The sequence below is a fragment of the Paraburkholderia phytofirmans genome (genome assembly GCF_046028095.1).
In the GTDB taxonomy this organism is placed as follows: Bacteria; Pseudomonadota; Gammaproteobacteria; order Burkholderiales; family Burkholderiaceae; genus Paraburkholderia; species Paraburkholderia phytofirmans_A.
Map to the genome: position 1 here is coordinate 189,466 of NZ_JAQQDJ010000008.1, position 19,502 is coordinate 208,967.

12 protein-coding genes are annotated in these 19,502 nt (G+C 60.8%); 6 read left to right on the forward strand and 6 right to left on the reverse strand.

Going from position 1 to position 19,502, the window contains the following annotated elements; all coding sequences use genetic code 11:
- Positions 1-55 precede the first annotated feature (55 nt).
- Positions 56-736, reverse strand: a complete 681-nt coding sequence (locus tag PQR54_RS22835; protein ID WP_011488613.1) for a PspA/IM30 family protein — start codon at positions 734-736, stop codon at positions 56-58.
- A gap of 568 nt (positions 737-1,304) precedes the next feature.
- Entirely contained in the window at positions 1,305-1,937 is a 633-nt protein-coding gene (locus PQR54_RS22840; RefSeq protein WP_408249583.1) for a hypothetical protein, read from the reverse strand.
- 492 nt (positions 1,938-2,429) lie between these two features.
- Between PQR54_RS22840 and PQR54_RS22845 the strand changes: the two genes are divergently transcribed.
- From PQR54_RS22845 to PQR54_RS22865, 5 genes are all read left to right on the forward strand, one after another.
- Complete coding sequence (locus tag PQR54_RS22845) at positions 2,430-4,931, forward strand: penicillin-binding protein 1A (protein WP_408249585.1); 2,502 nt, start codon at positions 2,430-2,432, stop codon at positions 4,929-4,931.
- 406 nt (positions 4,932-5,337) lie between these two features.
- Positions 5,338-6,216: a lipid A biosynthesis lauroyl acyltransferase gene (locus PQR54_RS22850; protein WP_408249587.1), complete on the forward strand. Its 879-nt coding sequence runs from the start codon at positions 5,338-5,340 to the stop codon at positions 6,214-6,216.
- 269 nt (positions 6,217-6,485) lie between these two features.
- Positions 6,486-7,169 (forward strand): Arm DNA-binding domain-containing protein, encoded by a 684-nt coding sequence (locus tag PQR54_RS22855; RefSeq protein ID WP_408249589.1) that lies wholly within the window; start codon positions 6,486-6,488, stop codon positions 7,167-7,169.
- 538 nt (positions 7,170-7,707) lie between these two features.
- On the forward strand, positions 7,708-10,035 hold the full coding sequence (locus PQR54_RS22860) for a DUF6531 domain-containing protein (protein WP_408249591.1): 2,328 nt from the start codon (positions 7,708-7,710) through the stop codon (positions 10,033-10,035).
- Entirely contained in the window at positions 10,035-10,310 is a 276-nt protein-coding gene (locus tag PQR54_RS22865) for a hypothetical protein (RefSeq protein WP_408239697.1), read from the forward strand. The genes PQR54_RS22860 and PQR54_RS22865 overlap by 1 nt, the downstream gene beginning before the upstream one ends.
- Positions 10,311-10,886: 576 nt before the next feature.
- Here the strand turns inward: PQR54_RS22865 and PQR54_RS22870 are convergent.
- Positions 10,887-11,606, reverse strand: coding sequence for a glycosyltransferase (locus PQR54_RS22870; protein WP_408249593.1), 720 nt, complete (start codon positions 11,604-11,606; stop codon positions 10,887-10,889).
- Positions 11,607-12,704: 1,098 nt separating this feature from the next.
- Here PQR54_RS22870 and PQR54_RS22875 point away from each other — a divergent pair.
- Positions 12,705-12,971, forward strand: coding sequence for a hypothetical protein (locus PQR54_RS22875; protein WP_408249595.1), 267 nt, complete (start codon positions 12,705-12,707; stop codon positions 12,969-12,971).
- A 649-nt stretch (positions 12,972-13,620) separates the two neighbouring features.
- Here the strand turns inward: PQR54_RS22875 and PQR54_RS22880 are convergent.
- The 3 genes from PQR54_RS22880 to PQR54_RS22890 are packed head-to-tail and all read right to left on the reverse strand — an operon-like array spanning position 13,621 to position 19,411.
- A complete protein-coding gene (locus tag PQR54_RS22880; RefSeq protein ID WP_408249597.1) occupies positions 13,621-15,132 on the reverse strand; it encodes an efflux transporter outer membrane subunit in 1,512 nt (503 codons plus the stop codon).
- Between the two features lie 2 nt (positions 15,133-15,134).
- Entirely contained in the window at positions 15,135-18,263 is a 3,129-nt protein-coding gene (locus PQR54_RS22885; RefSeq protein WP_408249599.1) for an efflux RND transporter permease subunit, read from the reverse strand.
- Positions 18,260-19,411, reverse strand: a complete 1,152-nt coding sequence (locus PQR54_RS22890) for an efflux RND transporter periplasmic adaptor subunit (protein ID WP_408249601.1) — start codon at positions 19,409-19,411, stop codon at positions 18,260-18,262. The genes PQR54_RS22885 and PQR54_RS22890 overlap by 4 nt, the downstream gene beginning before the upstream one ends.
- Positions 19,412-19,502 lie beyond the last annotated feature (91 nt).

The window sequence follows — 19,502 nt, forward strand, 5'->3', positions numbered from 1 at the left end:
AGTCGATTCCGGCGGCTCACACGAAGGCCGCCGGTATGTACTGCTACCGACGCAATTACTGGGCCGGCGTATTGATCTGCTTCTTCAATGCTTCGAGACGATCTTCGACGGACGGGCCGCGGTTCAGATCCGCGAGCTTGTCGTCGAGCGCCTTGCCGCTCTTCACGTCGGCCGAATTCAGGCGGGCGTCCGAACGGGCATTCGACAGCGCAACCTTGTCTTCGAGCTTCTGGAAATCTTCCGACAGGTTCTTGCCGCCGATGCCGCCCAATGCCGTGGCCGCCACGTCTTTCGCCTGAGCGATCTGCTGCTTGGCTTGCAGAATGTTCGAGCGGGCGTTCAGGTCGTTGCGACGCGTGCGCATGTCTTCGATCTGACTCTTGAGCTGCGCCACCGACGGCTCCAGCGTAGTCAGCTCTTTGGCGAGCGCATCGCGTTCGGCTTCGGCCGTGGCTTGCGCGCCGAGGGCTTCGCGCGCGAGCGCTTCGTCGCCGGATTGCAGCGCGCGCTTCGCGCCGTCTTCGTATTTCTTCGCCTTGTCGGCGGCAACATCGCGCTTGCTTTGCTGCGTGGCCACCTGCGCCTGAATCTCGATCAGCGAGTTCTCGGCTTTGGCGATGCTCTCGTCGAGTTCGCGCACGATCTGGCGCGAGTCGCGCGACGGATCTTGCACGGAGTCGGCTGCGTCGTTCAGGAGACCTTTAAGCGTGCGGGAAATGCTGTCAAAAAGCGACATGAAAACCTCCAAAGAATGTAAACGGCGCTGAATAATCCCGCGCTTAACTGCATTCAACTGCTACTTTACGCCGCTGCACGCGATGCTGCGCAACGTTCGGACCGGAGTTCGGGGCGCGCGCGCCGATTGCAATAGCGGCGACGTAAATTGTTCGATTCGGGTATCGCGCAGCAAACAGTTCAAAGGTTAAATCGCGCGACGCGTCATTCAGCTGCTCGCGGATATTACACCACGCGCTCTCTTAAAACCGACTTAAAGGGCGCGATGACAAATTGGCCAACTTTGCGCGCGGCAAGTGTCGCTGGCGTGAATCGGCGCGGTGCGTGTGTGCCTGGTTTGCGTCTATTGTTGCTCGTACGTGAGCATGGCTGAACACGTCTGGCAGCCGTGCATTCAACGACATTAAAGACGTGCAAGCCGAGCGTATTTTCAATGCGCAGCAGCCGCCTCTAATCGCTGGATGAATACCGAGCTTGCAATGCCGAAAGCTCGCGCATTTTGAATGGCGCCGATGTAACGATATGCAACGTGTCGACGCGCATCGCTCGATGTGCATCGCACAAGCTCGTTACGCGAAACGGCCGCCTTTCGTGCTGGGATCGCCAAGCGGATCATCGTCGTCGCGCGGGGTGTCGACGCGCGGGCGTTTGAGCACGCTGCGCATTTGCGCTTCCGTATCCGTCTGAAGTGGCGAACCTTCCGCCGATGCCGCTTCGGCCGCTGCCACGCGCGCGACGGCTTCAGCGGTTGCCGCGGCTTCCTCGTCGATGCCGGCGGCGAGGGCGGCGGCGAGACCCGCGGGTAACAACGGCGCGGGCTCTGCCTGCCCGGATACTGTGCCCGGTAATGCACCCGTCAATGCGCCCGGCGCAGGCGCGTTGGCCCCCGCCGCGTCATCCATGGAGGCGCCGGTAACGCTGTCGCCAAGCGTTTGCAAAGCCGCCGGCAACGCGGCGCGCGCATGCCGAGTGCCGCGCGCGACCCGTTGCAGCGCTGCATTGAGCGCATCCGGCGCGCGGGGCGCGCGCAAGCGATCGACGATGCTGGCCGCTTTCACCTGTTCACTGGTCGCGCCGAAACTCAGGACCGCGCGCCGCATCAGTTCGCTGACGCTGATGCCCATATTCTCGGCGGTGGTGGTGATCGCGCGTTTCTGCGCGGTCGTGACGAATACGACGATGCGTTCGCTGGGCTTATTCATAGTCGGCTCGCATACTTGTTGGCATGGGCGGTTCAAAGCGGGCATTTGGCGGATGCCGCGGCGCGAGCACGTGTTAGCGCGCGCCGAGTCCATCATATGACGAGTTGCCCCGATGCGGAACGGGCGCGACATGAAAATCCCGTGACATCAACGAGTTGTAGCGTTTGCAGGCGGCTTGTCCACAGGCCTTTCAACATTTTCTGTGAATAACTCCAGGCGCGCGGAAAAGCGCTCGTAGGACCACCCGAAACTACAGACTCCTTTCGCGCGAAGGGAATTCTTACAAAAAAACTAACTTGGACCGCGCGTGATTTCTTTTAAAATGCGCTGTTACGTTGCGCCGGACTCGATCCGGGCGCGCCGTGCGGCCGGCCGGGGGCAAAAGGGCCGCGCGGTGGTTTGCGCCTCAGGCTACGATCCTCGATCACGATCCATGTGCGCGCCATAAGCGCGTGCAGAAAGGCGTTCAGTCATGCGCCCACTATTCCAGTCATGCCAATCATCAAACGACCGCATTCATCCAATTCTCCGTCTGGTGAAGACCGGGACTCCTACCAACGCACTCCAGGACGCAATGCAGCTTCGCGCGATGCCGAGGCCGGCCGCCGTTCACTCGGCGCGACCCTCGCCATCTGGTTCGCCAGCCTGCTCGCGACCATCGCGGTGGTGGGCGCGCTGATCGTCGGCTATGCGCTGGTGGTGATGGGGCCGCAACTGCCGTCGCTCGACGCGCTGACCGACTATCGTCCGAAGGTGCCGCTGCGGGTCTATACGGCGGACCACGTGCTGATCGGCGAGTTCGGCGAGGAGCGGCGCTCGCTCGTGCGCTTCCAGGACATTCCCGATCAGATGAAGAAAGCGGTGCTCGCGATCGAAGACTATCGCTTCTACGAGCACGGCGGCGTCGACTTCATCGGCATTCTGCGGGCGGGCGTCTCCGACCTCTCGCATGGCGGCGCCTCGCAGGGCGCGAGCACGATCACCATGCAGGTGGCGCGCAACTTCTTCCTCTCCAGCGAGAAGACCTACACGCGCAAGATCTACGAAATGCTGCTCGCGTACAAGATCGAGCGCGCGCTGACCAAGGATCAGATTCTCGAGCTGTACATGAACCAGATCTATCTGGGCGAACGCGCCTATGGTTTCGCCGCGGCCGCGCGCGTGTACTTCGGCAAGGATCTGAAAGACATCACGCTGGCGGAATCGGCGATGCTGGCCGGCTTGCCGAAGGCGCCGTCCGCGTATAACCCGGTGGTCAATCCGAAGCGCGCGAAGATCCGTCAGGAGTACATTCTGCGGCGCATGCTCGAACTCAGATACATCAGCCAGGATCAGTACGATCAGGCCGTGAAGGAAGAGATTCACACCAAGAATCCGGGCAACGAATATAGCGTGCACGCTGAGTACATCGCCGAAATGGTCCGGCAGATGATGTACGCGCAGTACAAGGACGAAACCTACACGCGCGGCCTGAACGTCACCACCACGATCGACTCCGCCGACCAGGACGCCGCTTATCGCGCGGTGCGCAAGGGCGTGATGGATTACGAGCGGCGCCATGGCTATCGCGGGCCCGAAGGTTTCGTGCAACTGCCCGCGCCGGGCGACGACCGCGATCAGACGATCGACGACGCGCTCACCGATCACCCCGACAACGGCGAGATCATCGCCGCCGTGGTGACGGACGCGGCTCCGAAGCAGGTCAAGGCGCAACTCGTGGACGGCACGCAGGTCACGATCAGCGGCGACGGTCTGCGTTTCGCCGCCGCCGCGTTGAGTGCGCGCGCCACGGCCGCCACGAAGATCAAGGTCGGCTCGATCGTGCGCCTTATCGCGGACGACAAGGGCAACTGGCAGATCACGCAACTGCCGCAAGTGGAAGGCGCGCTGGTGTCGCTCACGCCGCAGGACGGCGCGATTCGCGCGCTGGTGGGCGGCTTCGACTTCAACAAGAACAAGTTCAACCACGTCACGCAGGCGTGGCGTCAGCCGGGTTCGAGCTTCAAGCCGTTCATCTATTCGGCCGCGCTCGACAAGGGTCTCGGACCGGCCACGATCATCAACGACGCGCCATTGTATTTCCCGTCGAGCACGCCGGGCGGCGACGCGTGGGAGCCGAAGGACGACGATCAGCCGGACGGTCCGATGCCGCTGCGCCTCGCGCTGCAGAAGTCGAAGAACCTCGTGTCGATCCGCATTCTGTCGTTCATCGGCACCAAGTATGCGCAAGACTTCGTCACGCAGCGTTTCGGTTTCGACGCCGACAAGACCCCGCCGTATCTGCCGATGGCGCTCGGTGCGGGCCTCGTCACGCCGTTGCAGTCGGCGGGTGCGTATTCGGTGTTCGCGAACGGCGGCTTCCGGATCAATCCGTATCTGATCAACGAGGTGACGGACGCGCGCGGCCAGCCGCTCTCCAAGGCGCAACCGCTGACGGCCGGGCGCGACGCGCCGCGTACGCTGGAACCGCGTAACGCATACATCATGAACAGTCTGCTGCATTCGGTGGCAACGGCCGGCACGGGCGCGGGCACCAACGCGCTGCATCGTACCGACTTGCAGGGCAAGACGGGCACGACCAACGACGCGAAGGACGGCTGGTTCGCCGGTTATCAGCAGTCGCTCGTGGCGGTGGCGTGGATGGGTTACGACCAGCCGAAGAGCCTCGGCAGCCGCGAATTCGGCGCGCAACTGGCGTTGCCGATCTGGGTGGAATACATGCAGCGCGCGTTGCGCGGGGTGCCGCAAGGCGAGCCGGCGCAACCGGACGGCGTGACTTCAGTCGACGGCGAACTGTTCTATACGGACATGACGCCGGGCAATGGCTTCGTCGCCAGCATCGGTCTGGACTCGGCGAATCCGACCGCTGGTGTGAGCGATGCGGTCGGTGGCGTCGGCCCTGCGGGCATGACGCCGCCGGCGGTGCCGCCACCGAGTGTCTCGTCGAACGAGAAGAAGCAGATCATGGATCTGTTTGAATCGAACAAGCCGTGATTGTTCTCCAAGGGGATTCCCCTGGAGCGCGGCCGGCGTGTGCGGACCGTTTGAATCTTGCGGCCGCGCACGCAGGCAAGTTTTTGAAAGAACAGGAAAACGCCGCCCGGCGAGGCTTTCGCGCCGTTAGTCGGGGGGTGCGACAAGCGGAATGTGTGTCCGGCACGCGCGGTGTGTTTTAATCACGCCGACGGTGCTTTTCTCAAGGGTCCTCAAGGACGCCTGATCCCTAAACGGTTTCGGTCTCCGGCACCATCGCGTCTCGCCGCGAGCGAGACGTCCATTCTCGAACCCCCGCGCCGCGCGAGATCCGGTATGACGCGCGCGCCTGTCACTTCGTCCGCTGGCAATGTAGAGTTGCCGCGGCCGGCGTGTTTGCCATCCAGCATCCACCGGGTCCCGCCTTGTGAAAAGTCGAATCCTGATCTGTCTGATGACAGGTCTGCTGCGCGCGTTTGCCTTTTTGCCGTACAGCGTCGTCGCGCGAATCGGCACCGGTATCGGCGCCTTGCTGTACCGGATTCCCAGCACGCGCCGGCGCGTCGTGCATACCAATCTGAAGCTGTGTTTCCCGGACATGAGCGACGAGGCGCGCGAACGTCTGGCGCGCGCGCATTTTTGTCATGTGATCCGCAGCTATGTCGAGCGCGGGCCGCAATGGTTCGGCAATGCGCGGGCGCTGGCGCGCCTCGTCGAAGTGGAGAGCGCGATCGATCTATCCGACATGGCAGGGCAGCCGACGATTTTTGTCGGCTTCCATTTCGTCGGTATCGAGGCGGGCTGCATGATGTATTCGACGCGGCATCCGGTTGCATCGCTCTATACGCCGATGTCGAATCTGCTGCTCGATGCGATGGCCAAGCGGCAGCGCGGCCGTTTCGGCACGGAGATGATTCCGCGCAGCGATAGCGTGCGGCGCGCGTTGCGCACGCTGCGCGACGGCAAGCCGGTGATGCTGGCTGCGGACATGGACTTCGGACTGCGCGATTCGGTGTTCGTGCCGTTCTTCGGCGTGCCGGCCTGCACGCTCACCTCCGTCTCGCGGATGGCGCGCGCGGCGAATGCGCGGGTGGTGCCGTTCGTGACGGAAGTGCTGCCGGACTATCGCGGCTACAAGCTGAACATCTTCGAAGCGCTAAGCGATTTTCCGTCCGATGATGTGGCCGTCGACGCGCGGCGTATCACCGAGTTTCTCGAGACGCAGGTGAGGCGGATTCCTGATCAATATTATTGGGTGCATAAGCGGTTCAAGAATCGGCCCGCGGGGGAGGCGAGTGTTTATTGATGCGGGGCGGCGCTAAACGCATCTGGAGATGAATGTGCTGCGCGGGCAAGCACTTAGGTGGGATCTCCTGCGTTATCAACAGGGCTGTCAACAAAAGCTGTGGAAAAGTTTTTCCCGCAACGCAACACACCCACAAACATCTGTTCTGTTTAAGTTCAACAGGTTAGATGTTTACATGTTGGATTCGGCGCTGGCTAGAATCCGACCGTGACATCTGTTTTGTGGGGAATATCGTGGGGGAAAATCGTTCGCAAACCATTCGCGAAGGGATGCTCCTGAAGCTCAACGCAGCCGATCATGGCCGCATCCTGAACGATGGCACCGGCCTGTCCGGCAAGGTCTATGCAGGCACGAAAGGCATCAGCGTTCACTTCCGCTATCGCTACCGTTTTCAGGGCGAGCCGCGTGAGATGCCGCTGGGTGCGTGGCCGAAAATCGCGCTCGATGCGATCCGTGCAAACTTCGAGGAAACGAAGCTGCGTGTCGAGCGTGACGGCGATCCGGCCGGCCAGAAAAAGGCCGTCGCGCAGAAGATACAGATTGAACAGGCCCAGCTTGAGCAACAGCAGGAACTGGCCGAACAGCAGCGTGAGCAGGCCGAGCAGCAGTTGACCGTGCACGCGATGTTCGAGGACTGGCATCCCGAGGCGATGATTGACAACACGCCACAGGGCGCGCAGCAGGTCCGCCGCATGTTCGAACTGCATCTGCTGCCCCAGGTGGGCACCCTCCGGGTGCTCGATACAAAACCACCCGACACCACGCGCAGCGCAGCGATTGCCGCCGTGCGTGAGGGTCATGCCATGGCCATGCAGATCATGGAGATTCGCCACAGCCTGCAGCGCTGGGCCGAGTGTGGCAAGGGGATCGCCCGTACCGAGGCGCAGCGTGCGCTCGCGCAGGACGATGATGAAGGCGGCGGGCGGTGGTATAAGGCAGGAGGGAAGCCCTGAAAAAATCACACCCTGTGATTTCCCGGCGCCCGCGAGGGAGTCGTTTCTGCGGGGCCTATCACTAATGCGCGCATACTTTGGCGACAACGGGACGCGGAAAAGTACATCGAACTGAGGGCGGTGCGGCAAGTGACATGACGATGCGAAGTGCATCTGTTTATCGGGACTGAAGTTCGCACTACTATATGGAAGCGGTACTTCCCCAGTGCCGTCACTCTCATTCAGGGGTGGCTTTCACGGCACCCCGTCTTTTTCCTTCTCTCTAGTCTCGTGTCAGTGCGCTTCCATTCGTAGTCACCGGAAATGCCCTGTTCCATGTGTTGCGTCTGACAGACGGATGACAGTTGCCGGGTTGTTTTTCTGCGTTACGTGTAGGTGTGGACGGAAGTCAACATGCCCTTGCGCAAAGCAGGTGTAATTTTAGGAATTGTCGGATTTTCTGTTCACTTCGGTCCCTATAGGGTGCTTGGGAATTAACCAAGTACAACCAACTGGGATAACTATGAAAAGAAAGAGAATTACCGAGAACCCTGTGGGAATGACAGCACGCCTGTTGGCTGCATTCATGCTGCTCAGCATGGCGTTCGGAGCCAACGCGGACGATTGCTTCACGCTTTACGCAAAGTCCGGCGCAACGCCGGGCTCCAAGACCTGCAAGCTGGATGTCACCAGCAATACGCCCGGCGGGATGGGCAACTATGCGTGCATCAATGACTTCGCCTTGATTGATCAGTGGTGCAACTCAACCCAAACCCCTCCTGACGATACCTGCCCGGTGGCAGACCCGGTGTTTCCGGCAAATGGGATTGTCACGCTCTCCGAAACCGACTTTGCAAGTGGTGACACGTCGCCGCTCGTATTCAGTCGTAGCTACCTTTCGAAGCCGTTCGACAAAGGACAGGCAGCGATGGGGGGCTTCTGGTTCAGCAACTGGCAAAGAAGACTTGATCTGACCTCGGTCAATGCGAGCACGCCGAAGATCGCTGCTTACCGGAGTAACGGGCAGCCTCTGATATTCAAGTGGGTTAGCGGAGCGTGGGCGGTGCCGGGAACGTCGGGTCTTTCCCTGACGAAAGCTGGCGACGGATATTTCTACCTCAAAGATGAACGGCTTGGTACGACAGAGGCCTACTCGGATAGCACCGGTAAGATTTATTCTGAGACGACCCGCACAGGTGTGATCCGTAAAGTTTTCTATGACGGCAAGCAGCGGCTGTCAGTGATCACCCAATGGCCAGTCGATAACCTGACTTCGGTAGCTGCGACGTCGATTCGCGTGGAGTACGATAATAACGACCGCATCGTGATGTTGGTAAATCCTTTGGGTAATCCAACGTCTTACGCTTACGACGGAAAAGGCAATCTTGCTTCGGAAACCCAGTCAGACGGCTATGTGCGCCAGTACTTGTACGAGGACGCCCGCTTTCCAAACGCATTGACTGGTATAAAGGATCAATCCGGTTCGCGGGTTGCAACATGGACCTACGATTCCAGTGGACGTGCAATCTCGGTCACTCATCCTGACACGACACGTAATGTTTCACTAAGCTATGGCTCTGGCATAACCACCGTCAGCAACATGTCCGGCAACAGCACGTACTCCTTCAATGTTGGAGACACGTCGCGTCCTGGCTCAATCGTCACACCTGGAGGCACGGTGTCACGCACGTGGGATATGTCAGGGAACCTGAAGCAAAAAGTTACCCCAGATGGAAATACTCAGTACACGTGGGACGGCGCCAACCGGCCAACGAAAGCAATTGCAACCGTCGCGGGCAACAAGACAGTAACGACGATTGAATACAGTGACAGCATCTCGTTGCGCCCACATCTGGTCGCAACACCGGGCAAGGTCAGGGCGTTCGTCTACGACACGGGAGGCAACGTCACTGGCTACGCAGAGTGGCAGACGACCGACCTGACGGGCGAATTAGGAATGCAGGCGGTTGGGACAGGCAGTCAGATGACAGTCGGGGCGCGCTACGACCAGGCAAACCGTATTCTTTCTGCCACCGTAGTCCGAAATGGCACGAAGACTGAAGACTGGACCTACACGTATGACATGCGTGGGAACATCGCAACGACGCAGGATGCCGTTTCTGGTTGGTCAATGCGAACACTTGGTCGTGACGCTGCGAATCGTGCGACGCAAATAGCAGGTAACAGCGGCCAGGCGGGCATCGCTTACGATCAACTGGGTCGCGTATCTTCCTTCCAGTACACCGAGCCAGCTAGTACCGCTAACGGGGGGCTTGCCCGCGTACTGGCGGTCAACTACCGGTATGCGCCCGACGGCACGGTGGCTTCGCGTTCAGCGAGCGTCTCAACGAACGGTGCCTGGTGGCAGCCGATCAGTGATGCGGAACTGGGTATGTGGCTCACTAACTGGGAACTGGGGAACGACCCGGTTGCGCCACCCGCCAACCTGTCAGGACTCCAGTCGGATGCTCCGGCCTTCATTCCTGACATGTGCGTTGAGTGCTACATGGGCTGGAAGGCCAAGCTGACGGGGAAGCTATTTGGAAGTGAACTGAGCGCTTCGATTCCGACATGGGGCGAGACGACTGAGCTGATGCTGAGCGATCAGGCGCAGGTTCCTTACCCAGTGCTTGTGCCGGATCTGACAAGCTCGGCGAAGAGGTCGATACTTTACAGCACCCTCTTCGGAGCCGGAAGCGGGGACGCGGGAATGGTTAAGTGTGGAAGTCACGGGGATAACGACTTTCGAGAGGCCGACTGCCATAGAAAGTACGAGCTAGACATGCTGAACTGCAATACTTTGGGCACAATCATGGGGGGTAAGCGGGGTCGTGCACTATGCAAACAAAACGCGTTCCAAGACTATCAAGAGTGTCGAGGTTATTGATGACTAATGTTCCACCGCGTTCCATCGTTGTCACCTACGACGAAGACCGTCAACAGCTGATTCTGCAATCTGTTGATCCCGCAAGGCGTGCTTCCCTGGTCGCCGGTGCAATTGAGATGCCGATATTGCTTGATGAATTCGACTTCAGACTTGACGACGAGTTCGCGCGCCGGTTTGGCTGTTCCGTGCTCAGTTTGATTGCGCTGGGTCAGCCGGAACTAAAACAATATCTAGTCGCTACGCAGCACCCGCTAGACAAGCCATCAGAGGAGTAAGTAAGAGGCCGACTTGATGCCGTGACCCCGTAAGGGCAGGGATTGCTCCCTGCCCCGCTTGCGAACGCTGTACAGACAAAAAGTATTCGATAGATTCCAGACGTGCTTGGGGTGTTAATGGCTCAATATCGATCGTCAGAACAGTAACTTGTCCGAGGCTCGTTGACCCCTGCCGAGTGTAAAGAGCATGAAGGCGAGGAACCTGTGGAGCTGGCTTTTCATTCTGAACATGAGCGGGTGTTAAGCCGCGAGCTGCGCGTGCGGCGTGCAGGCATCATTTGCAGCTTGAATAACATATTAGTGCGGGAGGACCACTCGCTGTTGAGTGCCTTGGCTACCCACAGAGGACAGTCAGCACCAAGCAAAGTAACCCTATCACCGCTCGCCGTGGGGAACGCGCGTACCGAAGCACATGGCGCGTGCATCGCTGTGATCGTCCAAACCCACCACGCCTTCGCGCAACCACAGTATTATACTGCCGCTCGGATTATCGTATCCCGTTGCCCTATTCGCCGAGGTCGGGCGGATGGCCGTGATGCGCAATCGCAAGCAGAATTCGAATGTATACGGCCCTTGTTAGCAGTCGGCCTCGCGTCTCATCGCTTTGAGTTGCGCGTAACTGATTGTCTGAAAATGTTGGTGACCCTTCATCTGTACGATAAGCTTTGAGTCGTCGGGTGGGATTTGTCCAAACATCTCGTAGTGAAATGCGAGCGTGGTCACGTAGTTGACGGTTGGTACGGTCGAGTGGACTCGCATGTAGCCGCCAGTTTGGACGGCGTTCCAGAATATCTTGTCGCCGACAATGCTTTCAGACGAGTCTTTGAAGAGCCACGCTGCACATGCGGGAAAGGCAGTTCGCGTAAGGAAGTAGCAGTTGGTATCGTTGAAATCGAGTCCGTTGGATTCCTGACAGATGCCCAGCATGCGGCCGTCTGCAGCGAAAATTCTTCGAGTGGCCGTAACCACCTGCGCACCCGTTATCTCGGTTATTGTGCGCATCGATTCGACGTGGTTGGGCTCGTACCAGTTGTCCGCGTCGAGAAAACAGATCGCATCAAATCCATCGGAAGCCGCGCAAGCGGCACCTACGCCGCGAGGGGTATCGCCATAGTCAGCGTGATTGGGAATTTTAATGTGGATCACGCGCTCCCAGCCATCAACGTCGCTGGCAGGGAATCCATCGGCGATCATAAAGTGAATGACGTCACCTTGCTGTGCAAGGATGCTTTCGTGGCATCGTCGCAAAACGTGAAGCGGTTCCTTGTAATAGGCGCTGATGACGGCGACTCGCATGAAGGATTTTCGAGGTATGTGCGGAGTGGCAAATTATATAGATCGGCAGGGTGCCAGAGACTATCTCAATTTCTGGGCCATCTGCGGCGGCACAAAGCACACACGCTATTGCGGTTATCAGGGAGGCTGACACGATTTAACGGATCTGTCGTTTTGAGGCGTTTAGCCAGACAGGTCGAGAGAGACAATTTCGATGAGCATCGCCGTAATGCATCTTTCTGATTCGGATCTAGTGGGTATAACCGAATTGCTGAACGCTTTTTGAGGGGAATGTCTGAGTAGTTCCCCATGCCACGTGCATCGCAGCATCGACAACTCATCTGTCTTAGCTTTAAACAAGTCGCTTGTCTTGGTGGCGACCGCGAGCGGTCGCCGTTAGCTTGAGTGTTTTACAAGACACATGCCTAATATGTAGGCCACCCCAATCGAGGGGAAAGGCAGTTTCCCCGCGCCGCAGCGTGTGGGGAAACGTGGGGAACGATGTTTTGCGGCCTGTGGGGAATGCTCAATTTCCCCGCACATGGCCCGCAATGCCTTATGGCGTGGGGTTGAGCGCTGTGGGGAGATACTTATCCACGGACTTGAGCACACAATCTGTGGATAAATTGATCCCGCATGCACAAAGCCTACAAACATCCATTCTGCGGTTTTGTGGGGAATAACTCTGAGGGAAAGACTCTCAAACAATCAGTGACGGGGCGTTCCTGAAGCTCAGTGCCGTTGATCACAGGCGCGTCGTGAACGCAGTGCGACCGTGATTTAGCGGGTCAGCACAAGCTGGTTCCAGACAAGATCAGGATCGAGCAGGCCCAGACTGTCCGGCCACAGCAGGAACTGGACGAACGCGAGCGCCAATGTGACTTGCGTATAAGATGGGGGGCAACTCGGTTCGGGTTGGTTCCATTCGAGCTCCGCGCCAATGACCGTGATGGATACATATATGGAACGAAACCTGAGCCTCACGAGCGCAGACTGCTTGGGTTCATTCTCGATGTGAATAAGCCGCTTTATCCGGATCAATCAAGTCGCTGGATAGCTCAACTTGAGCGTTGTACGGTCCACGAAGTTAACGTACCGTATTGTTTGAGGATCAGTCATGTGGGTACTGCTCTCAAGCCTGAAGGGCGCAGCCGCACCCTAAGATATGAGCTTGTCGGCCTTGATGAGGGCATCCCGGTGCTTATCTACGTGGTCACTGAAGAGGCGGAGGACGGATTCGTTCTCGACATTTTTTCAGTTGATCGTCTCGATGGCGAGCCGGTGGTCAATTATCCTGAAGCAGGCGATGGGTTGATGATTGTGGACGGTAACAGCCGCGTCGGCGGCGCGGACCTTCGCCACATCTATGGGGGGTTTGATTCTTAGCCAGCCCTTACTATTGGATCTCGCTGCATAACAACTGTCTGGCCCGGACATAACTCACCTTAGAAGGTTCGGGTCAGTACGGCTGATCCCGCGATACAGCGGCGCTGATCAACGAGAGACCGGCAGAGTTGGTTTCTTTCTACAGGGAGCGGCCGTTTTCCCCGTGCCGCAGCGTGTGGGGAAACGTGGGGGGAATGGATGTTTGAGGCGCGCGGGGGACGGTACTTTCCCCACACGCTGCCCGGAAAGCCTTATGCGGCGGGCTGTTTATCACAGGGTGTGATTTTTCCTCAGGCTTATCAACACAAACTGTGGATAAACAGCAGTGCCACCCATCACCCCCGAAGCGCTCAACACCGCATCCACCGGCACCGCAAGCAACAAACCCATTCGCTTCAACCACTTAAGCCTGTAGCCCCAGAGTTATCAACAACCCTGTCAACATAAACTGGGGATAACGTTGAGGCATCCCAGGGTCTTCGTTCAGTGAAAAAGCCACCGCTCAACGCCTGCTGGTTCATTCCGTACCGCACGCACAATTCGCCTTCCGTTCAATGAGTTAGCCTTCTTGTCAGATAGTTTTCAACAGGCTCATCAACAAAAAGCGGGGATAAGTCGGCGGCCATCCCTACGGAATCCCAGGTTTAAGCTATTCGGCGATGCCCGCGTTAGCTGCCGGAACCGCGGATGCCGAAGCCGCAGACGCCGCCGACTCCACCGGCGGATTCCCCATCGCCTGAAACAACGCTGCCGTGTCCGTCAGACGCGCGCTCGTATAATGGATCTCATCAAGCTGTGCGTTACGGAACTGCTGTTCGCTTGAACGCGCCGACGCAATAGGCAACGCACCCAGCCGATAACGCCCCGAGGTTTCGTCGAAGATGCCTTGCGCCGAGCGCGCGGCAATGTTCGCCGCGTCCAGCGCCTGCGAGTCGTGCTCGAGCGCGGCGAGCGTGTCGGCGACGTTCTGGAACGCGGCCAACACCGTCTGTTTGTACTGCGAGACCGTGGCATCGTAGGTATCGACAGCCGCGCGCCGTTGCGCGAACAGGGCGCCGCCATGAAACAGCGGCTGCGACAGCGATGCACCGATGCTCCAGATCGCGCCAGCACCGGAGAGCGCCACTGGCCAGCTAAAGCCGCCTTGTCCCATCGACGCACTCAGCGACAGACTCGGAAACATCTGCGCCGTAGCGACCCCCACGTCGGCGGCCGCGGCCTTCAACGCGGCGTCGGCGGCCTGAATGTCGGGACGGGCGCGCAGCAGTTCCGACGGCACCACCACCGGCACCTGTTCGGGCACGTGCAATTGCGCGAGTTCCACGTCTTCAGGCGCCGCGTCGGGCGTCCGGCCGAGCAGCACCGCCAGCGCGTGACGTGTGCTCAGCCATTGCTGCTTAAGACCCGGCAAGCTCGCCGATAGACTGGCCGCGCTCTGTTGCGCGCTCAACTGATTCGCATGCGAGACCGCGCCGAGCGCATAGCGCCGCTGCGTGTCGCGCGCCTGATCGTTGGCGATCGTCACGAGCCGTTCGGTTGTCTCGATCTGCGCATGCAGCGCGGCGCTCGTGATCGCGGCGGTCACGATGTTGGCGGCGAGCGCGCGGCGCGCGGCGTCGAACTGATACGCCTGTACGTTGACGCGCGCGGCGAGCGCCGCGTCGGCCAGACGCGCGGCGCCGAACAGGTCGAACGTATAGTGCGCCTGCAATTGACCGACGAAGATGTTGTAGAGAAACGTGTTCGGTCCGGCCTCGGGAATCGCCAGCGCGCGATTGCGGGTCGCCTGGCCGCCGAGGTCGATGGTCGGCAGCATCGAACTGCCGATCTGCGCGCGCAACTGCTCACGCGCGGCGGCGAGGCTCTTGTCGGTCGCGGCGAGCGTCGGACTGTTGCGCAGGCCTTCATCGACAAGCGCGTTCAGCGCGTCCGACTGATACAGCTTCCACCATTCGGGCACCGGCTTCGCGCCGACCACGAACTGTTGGGTGACGCCCTGGGCGGGCACGGTTTGCGTCGGCTGCGCCTGTGCGCCGTAGTGGGCCGGTTGCGGCATCGCGGGCGGCTCGCCGCTCGGCCCGAACGAGCAGGCGGCGAGCGCGCATGCCATGCCGGCGAGGGCGGCGCTGCGCGCGTATCGGGAGAAGACGAAAGTGGCCATGCTTAATTCCCCGTATGCTTCGGGCCGGACGTCTGCGGCTCGCGCTCATCGGCACGCACGCGGAACGACACGGCGTACAGCGCGGGCAGATAGAACAGCGTGAGGATGGTGGCGCTCGTAATCCCGCCCATCAGCGCGGTCGCCATCGGGCCGAAGAAGTTCGAGCGCAATAGCGGAATCAGCGCGAGCACGGCGGCCGCCGCGGTCAGCGTGATCGGCCGGAAGCGCCGCACGGTCGCGCCGACAATCGCATCGAAACGCTTATGTCCCGACGCAATGTCCTGTTCGATCTGATCGACCAGAATCACCGAGTTGCGCATGATGATGCCGAACATCGCGATCACGCCGAGCATCGCGACAAAGCCGAACGGCTGGCCGAACAGCAGCAGCGTGAGCACCACGCCGATCAGCCCGAGCGGCGCGGTCAGCACGACCATCAGCACGCGCGCGAAGCTTTGCAGCTGGATCATCAGGAGCGTGAGCACGGCGATGATCATGATCGGCATCTGCGCATTGATCGAGGTCTGGCCTTTGCCGCTTTCCTCGACCGAGCCGCCGATTTCGATCCGGTAGCCGACCGGCAGGGTCGCGCGAATCGGGCCCAGCGCCTTGTCCACCGCATGCGTGACGTCGATGCCTTGCGCGCCCGGCGCGACGTCCGACTGCACGGTGAGGGTCGGCTGCCGGTCGCGTTCCCAGATCACGCCGTATTCGAGGTCGTTGCGCAAATAGCCGAGCGTGCCGAGCGGCACGGGACCGTTCGGCGTGGGCATCGCCAGCGTGACGAGTTGCGCGGGATCGACGCGTTCGGCCTTCGGCGCGCGCAGGTCGACGCTGATCAGCTTGTCGCGTTCGCGATACTGCGTGACGGTGTAGCCGGAGAGCGTCATCGCGAGGAAGCTCGAAATGTCGTCGGAGCTGACGCCGAGTTCGCGCGCTTTTTTCTGATCGACTTCGAAGCGCACCGAACGCTCGGCGGGTTCGTCCCAATCGAACTGGACGTTGCTGGTGCCGTGGTCGGAACGCATGGTCGCGGCGACGCGCTCGGCGATCGAGCGCACGGTGGCGATATCGTCGCCGCTCACGCGGAACTGCACCGGATAGCCGACCGGCGGTCCATTTTCGAGGCGCGACAGGCGCGTGCGAATCGCCGGAAAGTTGTTGCGCAGTTCCGGTTCGAGCCATTGCGCGAGTTTCTCGCGATCCTTCACCGACTTCGCGGTGATCACGAACTGCGCGAAGTTGGGTTGCGGCAATTGCTGATCGAGCGGCAGATAGAAACGCGGCGCGCCGGTGCCGACGAAGTCGACCGTATGATCGATTTCCGGGCGGCCCACCAGCGCTTTTTCGAGCCGCTGTGCCTGCCGTAGCGTGGCTTCGAACGACGCGCCTTCGGGCAGGCGTACATCCACCAGCAACTCGGGACGGTCCGAACTCGGGAAGAACTGCTGCGGCACCAGCGTGAAACCCGCCATCGCCAGCACGAACAGCGCGACGGTAATCGCCAGCACGACGAAGCGCCGCTCGATGCACCAGCCGATCCAGCCGCGCAGGCGCCGGTAGAAACGCGTGTCGTAGATGTCGTGCTCGTGATCGTCGGGCAGATGCGCTTCGTGCGCCTCGCGTTTGCGCTCGGGCAGCAGGTGATAACCAAGCAGCGGAATCAGCACCACCGCGGCGAGCCACGAGGCGATCAGCGCGATCGCCGATACTTCGAAAATCGAGCGCGTGTATTCGCCGGTGCTCGACTTGGCCAGTGCAATCGGCAGAAAACCGGCGACGGTGACGAGCGTGCCGGTCAGCATCGGAAACGCGGTGCTGGTGTATGCATAGGCCGCGGCGCGCGTGCGGTTCCAGCCTTGCTCCAGTTTCACCGACATCATCTCGACGGCAATGATCGCGTCGTCGACGAGCAGTCCCAATGCGAGCACCAGCGTGCCGAGCGACACCTTATGCAAGCCGATGTCGAACAGATACATGCATAGCGCGGTCACCGCGAGCACCACGGGGATCGAAATCACGACCACCATGCCGGTGCGCACGCCGAGCGACACGAGACTCACCACCAGTACGATCGCCACCGCTTCGGCGACGGCTTCGAGAAAGTCGTCGACCGAACGCGCGACTGCGTCCGGCATGCTCGACACTTCGACCAGTTGCAAGCCGGCGGGCAGCGCCTTTCGCAATTGCCCCATCTGCTGATCGAGCGCCTTGCCGAGACGGATCACGTCGCCGCCCGGCTGCATCGTCACGCCGATGCCGAGCACGGCCTTGCCGCCGGCGCGCATTTGCGTGACGACGGGGTCGTCGTAGCCGCGCTTGATCGTGGCGATATCGCCGAGACGGAACGAGCGGTTGTTGATGCGGATCAGCGTGTCGGCGAGCGCGTTGACGTCCTTGAACTGGCCGGTGGGGCGCACGAATACGCGGTCGTCGGTCGTGGTCAGCGTGCCGGCTTGCGAGACGCTGTTCTGCGAATTGATCGCCTGGCCGAGTTGCTGCGGCGAGATGCCGAGGCGCGTGAGTTGCGTGTTGGCGATCTCGATGTAGATGTGCTGATCCGGATCGCCGAAATAATCGACCTTGCCGACGCCCGGTACGCGCAGCAGCACCGTGCGCAACTGGTCCGCGTAGTCGTGCAGTTGCGCGGGAGAGAAGCCGTCGCCTTCGAGCGTGTAGATGTTGGTGTAGACGTCGCCGAATTCGTCGTTGAAAAACGGGCCTTGTATGCCTTGCGGCAGCGTCGACGCAATATCGCCGACTTTCTTGCGCACCTGATACCAGGTCTCGGGCACGTCCTTGACCGGCGCCGAGTCCTTCATCGAGAAGAACATCAGCGATTCGCCGGGGCGCGAGTAGCTGCGCACGAAATCGATGGCGGGCGTCTCCTGCAATTTGCGGCCGATGCGGTCCGTCACCTGTTCCTGCACCTGGCGCGCGGTGGCGCCCGGCCAGAAGGTGCGGATCACCATCACGCGGAACGTGAAGGGCGGGTCTTCGGACTGCGCGAGCCGCGTATAGGCGAGGATGCCGAAGGCGGTCGCGAGCGCGATCAGGAAAACCACCAGCGCCTGATGGCGCAACGCCCATGCGGACAGGTTGAAGCGTCCTTCTTCATGCGGGGTGCTCATGAAGCGAAGTCCTCGGGATGCAGCGGCGCGATCGCGCGGACTTTTTCACCGGCGCTCACCGTATGCACGCCTTGCAGCACGACGCGTTCGCCGTCCTTGAGACCTTGACCGATCACGACGGTGCGTTCGTTGTAACGCGTGACCGTCACGCGGCGCAGTTCCAGCACGTTATCCGCGGCGCGCACGATCCAAACGGCGGGCTGCGTGCCGTCATGGAACAGGGCGGTGGCGGGCACGGTGAACGAGCCGTGCTGATTGGCCGAGGCGTTCGCGGGCGCGGCGAGTTCGATATCCGCGGTCATGCCGAGGCGCACGTCCGGGCCGGGATTGCCGAGCGTGAGTTTGGCGCGATAGGTGCGGCTTTGCGGATCGGCGGCGGGCGACAGTTCGCGCACGCGCGCGGTGAATTTGCGCCCCGGCAACGCGGCGAGCGTGACGTTGGCGGTTTGCCCGACCGAGAGCGCGGCGAGCGCGCTTTCCGGCACGTCGCACACCACGTCGATGTCGCCGCTCCACGCGAGGTTGTAGACGGCCTGGCCCGCGGAAACGTTCTGGCCCGTGTCGGCCTGTTCGGCGGTAATCACGCCGGCGTGATCGGCGGTGAGCGTGGTGTATTGCAACTGGTCTTTCGACAACGCCGCCTGCTGCGCGGCCTGATCGCGCTGCGCGAGCGCGGATGCGTACGCATTGGTGGTCTGTTCGAGTTGCGCGGGCGCGATCAGGTTTTCTTTGGCTTGCGCCTGATCGCGATCGAGTTGCTGCTTCGCATACACGAGAGCGTGCTGCGCGGCGGCAAGTTGCGCCTGCGCGCTCGCCGCATTCTTCTGTTGATCCGCCGGATCGAGGCGGGCGACGATCTGCCCGTTCTTCACCACATCGCCGAGACGCACGCGCCGCTCGACGATCTTGCCGCCGACGCGAAACGACAGTGGCGTCGAATAGCGCGCCTGCACCTCGCCAGGCAAGGATGCCGCCTGCGTGGCGCTGCCGTCCGCATGCACGGCGACGGCCACCACCGGACGCGGCTCAGGCGCCGTGGCTTCCTTCTTCGAACACGCGGCCAGCGTGACTACGCCGGCCAGAACCAGCACGAATGCGGCGCGCTGCAGGCGCGCGAGATGACGATACCGATGGGACTGCGGACGCATCGAGGACGATGCGGGAAGACCGGGACGCTTCACAATTACCCCAACTGGAGACAGCGAACGAACAGGGCAAGCCGCAGCGGCCCGCCAGCGA